Below are 11916 nucleotides of genomic sequence, written 5' to 3'. Positions count from 1 at the left end.
TTACAAAATTACCTTTACCTATAGGGGGTGAAAATATTTGTTGTGTATGCCTGAATTCCGAAGGTATAGTGGTTAAATCCTGAGGTCATAGCCTTAAAAACCTTTCATTTTTTACAGGTCATTGGTCGATTACACCAACAATGTCAAAGGCTAGGATGAGTGTTAAAAAAGTTAACATAGGGTATCATCCGTGACCAAAAAGTCATGAAATCATCTCAATAAGAATTAAGAAAAATCCTGTTAATTTCTATTGACTCTGTAAGTAATTCTTCTATTTGTGATTACCGTAGGTATTTTTAAAGTCGAAATTGGAGCGAATTCCGAAGTAGAGTTCCCCAACATAGCAGTTGCGGTCAAAAATTGCCCCGCCGAAGGTGAAATCGACAAAGGAATGGTGAATTTGAATGCATTGGTATTGTCCGTATTTCCATCTGCATCTGAATATGAAGTGGTATCACCATCGTCATCCGATACACTTCCCTCAACAGCACTACCAAGAAAAGTTTGTCCTTCTCCATAATCTGTGGTCAATCCCAATTGATTATCCCCAGCAGTAGCCGTTCCTTCACTGATATCAGTTATAAAGAATTCTACCGTGGTGCCTGGTCTTGACCAACCTGTTACAACCAAATTACTCGCAGAAATATATGCGTTTGAAATTATAGGGAAATTCAATAAATTATTCGGACCTGAATCTACATCGGCACTATCGTTAATGGTCACACCATCGCCTACACCAGCGGAAGCGTCCAAATCAATTCCTAATGCTGCAGCCAATGTTCCATTTGCATAAATAGAGTTTTGGCTAATTAAATTACCAGTACCTCCTATTACCACAACTCCTCCACCTCCATTGCTATATATCTGATTATTAGTTAACTGAGAGTTGTCTCCTGCAAGGATGACTCCCATGCTTTTAACTTCTCCCGAACAATTTCCGCCATCCTGCCCAGAGGCCGTAATAGCATTTTCTCTTATGGTCAACCCGCCGGATATTGCTGATGCATCAATTCCTGAGGCAGCCGCATTTTCAATGAGATTGTGTTGAATCGTGATTCCACTACCACCTTGGATATTGATGTTGTCATCACAGGCGGCGTCACCATTGCTGGCTATGTGATTGTTCTGTATCAGGCTGGATGTTCCACCATTCACAAGAATCCCATTATCAGTGTTCGTTGCAATATAGTTGCCATCAACAGTGATATTTCCACCTAAGTTTTCAATACCAAAATTAACGTTGCCTGCATTGTTTCCCTGTGCATTTACTCCCAAGAGATTGGCCGTAATGTTTGCAGTCCCGCTATTGACTTGAATTGCGGCATTGCTACTGGCGTATATTGAGAGATTTCTTATGGTAGCCTCGGCTTGAATATCGAAAACATCTCCTGAGTTTCTGTGTACTTGTATTTCTGGTCGGGCATAATTGGGAAGTGCAACCGCCGACACCCCAATCGCTGTTCCACCTGAGCCCACATTACCGGAATTGGTATCACCAGAATATGTTGTTTGTGTTCTACCATCGATACTGGTCTTATTGCTTGTTATAGCGGTCAATGGATTTCCATTGCTTATGCTTATATCAAAGTATCCCCCGCTAAAGTTAGAATCCGCCGTTCTACCCAAGGGATCTGAAGTGGTCGAAATCATAAAAATTGAAATGTCCTCCCCTGCTGCCGGATCAAAAATCGAATTCGCTCCAATATCCAATCCCGTTTCATCCAAATTATTGGAGTTGACAATAAACTGTTCCAAGGAACCTTGTCCATCCTCATTGGTGTTGACGATTGTATTAAAATTGAAACCAAAGTCCAATCCCACTACTCCCCCACTTGCTATGGTTACCGCGGAAGTGGTTTGGGCTCCTGTAAGCGTTCCTGTCGTGGCATCCACTGCTGAGGGATCAGCTCCACCAACTTCATCCGTAACGTCTACAAACGAACCTGAAGTATTGTAATTCCTATAGGTTTGTACCGGTATGCATGAGGTACAACCTACACCTCCTCCTCTTGAAGACCTTACCGATGAATTGACCACCCTAACCGTGTAGTTCCCATCTGCCATCCCTCCGAAGGTATAATCGCCATTGCTATCGGTAGTAGTACTTTCTATATAATTGTTTGATGCATCAAATATTTCCAAGGTTGTATTGTTGACCCCTACTCCTGTAGATGTTGCTTGATCTCGGCCCGACCCTCCTGGATAGTTTACATCTTCAAACACAGTCCCGGTTATCAAGTTAGATTGTACCCTGATCAATACCGCATTAAACAAAACGGCATCGGAAGCTACTGAAACATTCGCCGTAACCTGAGAATCTCCAGGGGATATGTACGTCGATATTCCATAGGTATCCAAATCCAAACCGTAAGTAGTGGCATCATTATAAACTGGAGCTTGAGTATCGTCGTATATGGTTGAGTTGTATGCGTTATTTCCTGTTTGGCCTCCGTCACCACTTAAGGTGAAAGTTGTGCTAGCCTGATTGGTAATCGAAAGTGTCTCAGATGTGCCCGAAAGTGTACTATCACCTTCCCATGAAAGGAAAGTTGCCTTGGCTCCAGAACCTGCTATGGCATAAAAGGAATCCAAGGTAAATGAATCACTGGCATTTCTAAGTCGTTGAAACCCTTGATATAAATTGATACTTGATGCCGGTAGGGTTGGATCATCATAAAATACAATAAGCGCCCAACCTCCAAGAACACCTTGGCTACTACAACTACTTGTTGTATCAATGGTCAGATCTGCAAAGTCATAGGTATTCGTTGAAGGGTTGGCCACTCCATTTACAATGGTGGTAACGTCGCTCAAATAGCTAAAATAAGTTGCTCCAAAGGCATTATAAGCAATATCAGCAGTTACTGCCTGCCCTTCAAATGTAACATCCGTATCTAGGGTAGAACTTGAATGTGCCCAATACAAATATGCTTTTCTAATCGTCCCTGTACCTGGAATAGGTGCAATTAAAGTACCAGAACTTGTATTGGTCACCGCACAGGGGTCCGTGTTGTTATCAGCTGTTCTAAGCGTGTTTCCCGTTACAACATAATCTACATTTCCATGGAATTCTTCATATAAGGTCAATGGCTCATCAGAAAAAATCTGGGCATTTATCGTACCGGTAGCGGTATCCGAAATGTCAACCGTTCCGTCTGAAGAACTTGTAAACTGAATTGTAAAGGTCTCTGCTGTTTCCACGGTACTATCATTAGTAATAGGTACTGTTATAGTATCGGTATCTCCAACTGTTCCATCAAAGTTCAAGGTTCCGGTGGTGCTGGTATAATCGCTTCCTGCTAAAGCTGTACCATCAACTGTCTGAAAATTGACCGTAAACGGGCCGGAGGCCGCCAATCCGGAATGCGTAACCGTGAACACAGCATTACCTGCTGTTTCATTCACTGCAACATCGGCAACAGTTACGCTGGGCCCTGGAGTAAAACAGGAAATCGTTGCTTCCCAACCATTGTTGGTGACACTGAAATCCGATGTAAACCTAAAGGTCAAACATCCTGTACCGTCCGTAGAAGTAATGGTGGTCGGGGGAAGGTTCCCATTGTGGTATTGTCCAATCAAGGTTCCACCGGTAGTTGTTCCCTCATATACATATAAAAAATCAAAACCATTTTCCACATCAAAACTGGTAAAACTTATTCTGGTAAAGCTACCTGCCACATCAGGACAGATGGTATAGGTAATATCCTCATTATTGCTATACGTTCCACTTACTCCCCCTGAATCCAAAAAAGTTCCAGTACAAGTGGTATCCGTAACGCCATCTGTAATAATAAAGCCGTCATTATCGGTTATTGTTCCTGTTGCCGTATCCGCTATATTCACAGAACCGTCAGAAGTACTGGTAAATTGTAGTGTAAAAGTTTCCGAACTTTCCAGCGTCCCATCATCTGTAATTGGAACCGAGACGGTATCGGTATCCCCGCTGGTTCCGTTAAAATTTAATGTTCCTGTTGTGCTTGTATAATCACTTCCTGCTATCGCAGTTCCATTGACTGTTTGAAAGTTTACAGTGAAAGCTCCCGAAGCGTTTGCTCCTGAGTGAGTCGCCGTAAAAATGGCATTTCCTGTACCTTCATCAAAAGAAATATCCGCAATCGTAATTATCGGACTAAAGGTAGCCGTAAACAAAACATTGTCTATGTATATGGTCTCGCCATTACCCCAATTGGAATCTCCTCCTACAAATCGGATAGAGGAAGTTGAAGCAATTTGGTCGGCGGTTAGGTTATGACTGATAGAACTGGAAACGGAAGTGTTGATGGTTGCAACAGTTTCGTAGGAAGAAGTGTTATCGTTCCATAACTGCACCAAAAGGGATTCGTTTCCCCTTGACGTTGCATCGTAATCAAGGTCCAAGGTTACGCTTGACGCACCGGATAGATTTAGATTCCTAAATATAGTTCTACTGTCTATATTGTTGAATTCCAACTCATTCCCAACTATTTCAATCCGTCCACTAGTTGGACTATCATCATCTCCTGTCTCATCCCAGCTACTGGAAAAATTCTGGGTACCGTCGTTATTTGAGTAGGAAGTTGAGCTAAAATTATCACGAAAGGTATCTTGCCCCAACATGGACGACCAAGACAATACAAATGCAATTGTCAATAGTGCTAGACCTTTTTTCATACAAAATACTTTGGCTGGCTTTTATATATCCTAATATGCTTTTACCAAATGTAACTGTACTTCAAAGTGTTTCTAAATAATTGTTGTGTACTCCTTGGTTTCGATTGCATACTTGCAAAATTGTGAGGTAATTGGTCGATAAATCCAATAAAAATAAGTGTTCAGCAACCCAATTTTATCATAACTTGATTTATCCTGAAGATTCAATCCTTGTTCACCCTATAAGTAATTCCTCGATTGGTAATTAGGTTCACTGGTCTTGCAAGCACTGTCAAATCAGAAGTCGTTGTTCCCGACAGTGGTATATTTTGATCATTTGTAATATCGGAAGGTGAGATTGTGTTTGTATACAACCCTGCAGACGAAGCGGTCACATCGAAGGTAAAAGTGCATGTTGTTCCTGCTGGCAGACTTACCCCTGTAATGGAAAAGGATGTTGCCCCAGCTATAGCGGAGATGGTTCCCCCACAGGTAGATGAGGCATCTGGAGTGGAAGCTATAACCATACCAGATGGCAAGTTGTTTGTCAATGCTAAATTTGTGAGAGATACTCCATTTGACGGGTTTTCAATGGTTATGGTCACTGTTGATTCTTCTCCTGTATAAATTTCAGTAGGGTTAAAAGATGACGTTGCAACTGTAGGAAATGCAATTTCGTTGGAAGTAACAAATACTCCCCCCCAAATTCCTTCACTGCTACTACCCAGAACAACATCCATATCCGTAGCATTATTGGGAACCAATCCTGAGGCATCAAATACGTCAATATCAACACCCCAACTGTAACCAAAATTGGGATTTCTCGTTCCTAAATCCACTCCAAACTCCGAAATGGTACCATTTAATGTATTATTGGCGGGATTAAGTCCATTTGAAAGAGCAGTGCCTTCTACACTTACAAAATCTCCAGTACTACTTGCTTCCCCGTCCATGCCGTAATAACCCACATGGGTTTCAAAAGTTCCGATAGAGGGAGTAAGAAGTCCGGTAACCGTAAAAGAATCATTTGCTCCGAATCCAAAGAAGTCAAAACCATCCCAAACACTAACATTTCTAGATGTATCTGCTGGATCATTGTATATGACCACCATTGTCCATCCTCCATGAGGACCGGTGAATGCGCTTCCAGTCACCAAAGCAATGTCAGCCACAAAATAATTACCATTTCCTCCAGATTGTACAATAGAAGTTACATCGGCATAAGACATGAAGGTGTTCCATCCTGCAAAACTGGTGGTCTCTATATTTCTGACATCCGAATTTACCGTTGCATACGTTCCTGATGTAGGGTCCATGAACCTGACCTGATCGATATTTAACGAGCCAGCTGGATTGGTAATACCCCCGTAAGAACTGTTGTAAACCCCTCCCCAATATAACCCTGCCCATTCTACGGTAGAACCTACTGGTAAATTAAGGTTACTACTACTTGAATTAACCGTTGTGCCATCACTATCTACATCGGCATATCCCATCACAACCGACGGGTTATTGGAGACTGGAGATACTGGACATCCCGATGTACATTGTAAATTGGTATTTCCCAGCATTTTAAAGTTTCCCATAAGGTTTATGGCGGTTCTTTCTTCATAAGGTCTTGTTGCATTGGGGTCATTATCATCGTCATTTATGGTCACCGTTGCCGTATCGGAGATGTTCACATCAGCGTCCGAGGTCGCTGAAAATGAAACGGTGAAGTTCTCAGCTGATTCAAATATTAAATCGTCTAAAATGGAAGCTGTAATTTGTTCAGTATCTCCTGAAGTTCCATTAAAACTAAGTGTTCCTGTGCTTGCAGTATAATCAGACCCGTCGACGGCACTCCCATCATTTGTTTGGTAATCAACGGTAAATGCTCCTGAAGCATCGGGTCCAGAATGCGTGGCAGTAAGTGTAACTGTTCCGGCATCTTCATCAATTGAAACATCATCTATTAGTACTTCTGGAGTAATTGCAGATATCACCAAGTCATCAATTCCACCTTCAATAATATCCCCTGCGCCTGCTCCATCTGAAACAGTTACTCTAACAACTACATTGGAGCCTGCCGGAATAGCTGCTGTTGCTTCAGTCCAAATTGCATTGGTGGTTACATCGCCTATTGAAACCAAGCTCGTGTAACTACCTCCGCCATTCAACGAATATTCCAATAGAAAAAAATCGTTGGCATCATCTCCATTGTCCCGCTGTCCAAAAAAATACCAGATTGAAAGCTGAGAAGCCAACGTAATATTATAGGTTGGGGAAGTTGTAACCGATGTGCCTCCATCTACATCAGCGTTCCCTGCAGAACTGTTGGTGGCAGTAAAATATGCATTTACTCCTGGCGCAGTGGTATGGTCGTCTTCTAATTGTGTAGCTACCCCTCCGCTGCTTTGACCTGTAGGGTTGGCAACTACAAAAGTTCCTGTCGATGCCGTACCAGAAGTTGTCCAACCAGTAGCAGTACCACTTTCAAAATCTTCATTCACCTGTGCCCTCAAATTTAAGGTCAGGAACAAAACAAATACTAAAAAAAGAAAAGTTGAAAGCTGTAATCTACCCATAAATTCCTCATTTGAGCCTATCAATCTGCCCAAAACTAGAATTCATTGATATACTTGCATAAAAAATGTTGTGTAAATACAGATTTCATGCATATACATCTTTTGAATGGATGCCAAGTATTTGATTTAAAGCTCTTAAGGAAATTCTGTTACAAGCTTCAAGCCGTTAGAAAGGCATTTACTCAAAAATGATAAATTCTGATCTTCTGTTTAACTGATGTTTTTCTCTAGAACAAGGAACACCATTAAGGCAATCGTTCACTAAACGAGTCTCGCCAAAGCCTTCTCCCTGTAACCTATCGGCTGAGATGCCTTTAGAAATCATATAATTAACCGTAGATTGAGCTCTTTTTTGTGATAACCAGAGGTTGTAGGCATCGTTACCGCGGCTATCGGTATGCGAGTTTACCTTGATTTTTAAGCTTGGATATTTTTCCATGGCCACAATCACTTTCTGAATCTCAATCTCCGCATCTGGACGTATGTTGAATTTGTTCAGGTCAAAATAAATTGTGCTCAGCTGCAGTAATTTGGCCAAATCGTCTCCAAAACCACCCGTAACCACATCACGCTCCAAATAAAAGTCCACAATCCTTGGTTTTCCATAGGATTTGTTCAAATACTCCTCGGCAGGTACGTAGCCATCTCTGGATGCCCTAACAAAATTCCCTTTGGCGCAATCTAAATCCAAGACATAGTTTCCTTTGGAATCTGTCAAGGTGGAGGATACTTCGTTGTTCTCTTCATCAATAATTTTAACCGTTGCGCCTACCAAAACCTCATTGGATATTCGATCCCGAACCGTTCCTGTTACATCTTGTATACAATCCAGTACCAGCGGTTCGTTTTCAACAAATTGATAGATATCATCCTCACCCAATCCTCCGGTTCTATTTGATGAAAAATATCCCGTTTTGGCCTCGTTGTCCATGATAAATGCAAAATCATCATAATTGCTATTGATGGGTTTTCCAACATTTACAATAGGTTCATTAAAGTTGCCAAAGGCAATTTTTGTTGCAAACACATCCAATCCTCCTAATCCTTGATGGCCGTCAGAAGAAAAATAAAGAACTCCTTCATCAGTGATATACGGGAAAGTTTCCCTTGCTCTTGTGTTGATGTTTTTCCCCAAATTGACAATGGGACCATAAGTGCCATCTCCTATGATTTCTGTCATAAAGATGTCAGATTCCCCATGTGAACCAGGCATATCGGAAACAAAGTAGAGTTTTTTGCCATCTGGACTTAAAACTGGATGCGCCACGGAATACGAATCGTTGTTGAATGGTAGTTCAATCACGTTGGTCCATTCATCATCCACCAATTCTGCGCTATAAATCTTTAGTCGTATTACTCCTTGTTCGTCCTTGTATTTTTTCCCATCCAAGAAGTTATTCCTAGTGAAATACATGGTTGTCCCATCCTTGGTAACCACAGAAGTGGATTCATGAAGCCTTGTGTTTATGTCACCTTCCAATTTTACCACGTTGTCATCGGAAATACTATCCGCATTTACCTTATACAAATCCAAAAAATCCTTCGAATTCCATGTATGTCTATAGCGCGCCAAATTTCCGGTATCCCTATCCGAAGAAAATATTAACCCCTTTTCATAGTAAGATGCTGCAAAATCCGAATATTTCGTATTGTAAGGGAAAGGCTCAACATTATATCTTCCGGAGTTCTGCTCTATTTTATCCAGATAATCCTCATCATAAGCATCATCGGATGATGTAGCAGTAATTTCTTTGAATTTTGCCATTATTTTGGCTGATTCGTCATACTTTCCCAATGTTTTCAAACTTTGGGCATAGCGGAAATAATAGTCAGGCTCGATTTCCTCTGGAAAGGCTTCCGCCAATCTTTGATAAACTTTCGCAGCTTCTTCATACTTGGCATTGAAATAGTAGGAGTTAGCAAGTCTTTTTAGCAGATCTGATGAAACATAGCCCTTGTCGAGTACTCTTTTATAAATGTCTATGGCAGGGCTAAAAGAATATTCATTGTACTGCTCATCGGCCTTTGCCTTGACCTTGGCCTGTTGCTTCTCATTGACCTTATCTTTTTCTTGGGCCACCCCATGGTATGCAAATCCTAAGAAAACAAGAAGTATAAGTATTCTTTTTAGCATAACCATAAATTAAAAGAATCTAGGTGATACAGTTCTTTGGAAAGCCCTTAAAAGCTCCCATCTTAAAAATATCTCGAACGAACCATCATTGAATTGGGTTCCTCCAAGCTCTGTTGTCTCACGATCGTAAGCTAGGCCCAACATTACTTGATCTGTAATCTGGAATCCTGCCAAAGCGCTGACCGCTGCATCCAATCTGTACGCTGCGCCAAAACTGAATTTTTCAGCATAAAGAAAGGTTGCTGAAAGATCTACTTGTAACGGTGCTCCTCCAACGGCTTTGGTCAAAAGCGCTGGTTTGAATTTCAAATCGGGGTTTACATCAAAAACATAACCTGTTATAAAATAGAAATTGATTCGTTCAGCGGACAAAAAATTAACCGAATCAGAATTACCATTGTCAAAGTATTCCGTTTCCAAAATATTCGGAGCGGAAAAGCCTGCATAGAACCTGTCATTATGATAGTAAAGTCCCAATCCGAAATTTGGATTGAACTGGTTGTCGATATTGTCTTGCTGGACTACCTCCTGGTCAAAATTTCTAAGACCATTGAAATCCAGGTTCAGCATATTTCCACCCGCTTTTAATCCAAATGACAGTTTATTTTCACGAGCGAATTCGATGGTATACGAGAGAACCATATCGAGATATGTTTCTTGCACAACCCCGTCACCAATATTGTCATTTACTATGGAAATACCATATCCCAATCTGCTGTTTCTGATTGGGGAATGAAGATTTATCGTAAAGGTTTCCGGGGCTCCATCAAGACCTATCCATTGTGAACGGTATAGACCTGCAAATGTCAACTGACCCCTAGACCCGGCATAAGCAGGGTTTACACTAAGGGTGTTGTACATGTATTGGGTATATTGTGCGTCTTGCTGTGCTACAAGGCTTTGAAACGTTACAACAACGAACAAAAACGGAATTAAAAAGTGTTTTTTAATCATTCTGATTCAATATGTTACCTACTAATGTATATGTATTCGGAGTCGGTAAAACTTCCTTCATCCGTTTCGTAGTCAAATATATAAAAATATACTCCCGCCGGAAGATAATCGTTGACACTCAAGGTCGACCTTCCACGTGAACGCCCGTCAAAAACATTGTTCACATTGTCGTAGTTTTTCCCTTCGTATACAGCTACTCCCCAGCGGTTGAAAATTCTAAGCGTACTGGCCCTAATGTTTTTTACACCTCTTATGAAAAGGAAGTCATTTTTCAAATCGCCATTCGGCGTCAACATCTGATTCACGGAAATAGCTTCAATAGCGACCGTAACGGTAACAGTTGCGGTATCGCAGTTGTCGGTATTTCCAGCTTCACAGATTGTATATTCGATGGTGTATGTACCTTCCTGGGTTCCTGAAGCTACGCTAACCGTTCCATTCTCATTGATAGTGAGTTCATTTGTGGAGGTCGAAGTAAGTATTACATCCAATAGCTCAATTGACTCTCCATTCAAAGTATCGTTGGAAAGTACGTTGCTATCAGCAATTACCCCACTTCCATCAGCAGTGTACGAATCATCCACGGCATCAATAATGTTGTTCATTCCCGGACCTACTTCCACGGTAACTGTACCTGTGTCGCAGTTGTCCTCATCGGCAATCTCACAGATCGTGTAGTCAATGGTATAGGTGCCTTCCGGTGTTCCCTCGGTTACGGTAACGCTTCCATCCTCATTAATGGTGAGTTCATCGGTAGCCGTGGAGGTCAAGATCACATCTGACAATGTCACGGGTTCTCCATCAAGAGTATCATTGGAGAGCACATTGCTATCAGGGATTTCTCCACTTCCATCGGCAGTAAAAGAATCATCCACGGCATCGATGATATTGCCCATTCCCGGACCTACTTCCACGGTAACCGTACCTGTATCGCAGTTATCCACATCTGTAATATCACAGATTGTATATTCAATGGTATAGGTGCCTTCCGGTGTTCCCTCGGCTACGGTAACGCTACCATCCTCATTGATGGTGAGTTCCTCCGTAGCTGTTGAGGTCAAAATTACATCCGATAATGTTACAGGCTCTCCATTGAGGGTATCGTTGGAAAGTACATTGCTATCAGCGATTTCTCCACTTCCATCGGCGGTGTAGGAATCATCAACGGCATCGATGATGTTGCCCATTCCCGGACCTACTTCCACGGTAACCGTTGCTGAATCGCAGTTGTCCTCATCGTTAATCTCGCAAATTGTATAATCTATGGTATAGGTACCTTCCGGGGTTCCCTCGGCTACGGTAATGCTTCCATCCTCATTGATGGTGAGTTCATCTGTAACTGTGGAGGTCAAAATCACCTCTGATAATGTTGCAGGTTCTCCATCAAGGGTATCATTGGAAAGCACATTGCTACCCGCGATTACTCCATTACCATCAGCCGTATAAGAATCATCAACAGCGTCGATGACATTATTCATATCAGGATCCAGGTAGTCGGGGGTGCCGTCATCATCGGTGTCGTCGTTTGTGGGGTCGCCGTCATCGTCCGCATCCTCGTCAGGGGTGTCTATACCGTCGCCGTCGTCATCGAAGTCACGGTAGTTCACGTCCTCCGTCCCATCGGTGTCCGGC

The 11916-nt window shown here is 42.0% G+C and carries 5 protein-coding genes; all 5 read right to left on the bottom strand.

Annotation, left to right across the window (positions count from 1 at the left end; all coding sequences use genetic code 11):
- Positions 1-240 precede the first annotated feature (240 nt).
- On the bottom strand, positions 241-4650 hold the full coding sequence (locus tag ACULLH_RS15885; protein ID WP_454089738.1) for a beta strand repeat-containing protein: 4410 nt from the start codon (positions 4648-4650) through the stop codon (positions 241-243).
- A 203-nt stretch (positions 4651-4853) separates the two neighbouring features.
- Positions 4854-7196 carry a DUF7933 domain-containing protein gene (locus ACULLH_RS15880; RefSeq protein ID WP_454089737.1) on the bottom strand — a complete coding sequence of 781 codons (2343 nt, stop codon included), beginning with the start codon at positions 7194-7196 and terminating at the stop codon, positions 4854-4856.
- 178 nt (positions 7197-7374) lie between these two features.
- Entirely contained in the window at positions 7375-9330 is a 1956-nt protein-coding gene (locus ACULLH_RS15875) for an OmpA family protein (RefSeq protein ID WP_454089736.1), read from the bottom strand.
- Positions 9331-9339: 9 nt separating this feature from the next.
- Positions 9340-10284 (bottom strand): PorP/SprF family type IX secretion system membrane protein, encoded by a 945-nt coding sequence (locus ACULLH_RS15870; RefSeq protein WP_454089735.1) that lies wholly within the window; start codon positions 10282-10284, stop codon positions 9340-9342.
- Between the two features lie 14 nt (positions 10285-10298).
- Positions 10299-11916, bottom strand: a 1618-nt coding sequence (locus tag ACULLH_RS15865) for a T9SS type B sorting domain-containing protein (RefSeq protein ID WP_454089734.1), incomplete at its 5' end; no start/stop codon positions are given.

This window comes from Flagellimonas sp. 2504JD4-2, from assembly GCF_053642935.1.
The sequence above is the reverse complement of the archived record's forward strand: the minus strand, read 5'-3'. Positions and strand labels throughout refer to the sequence as shown.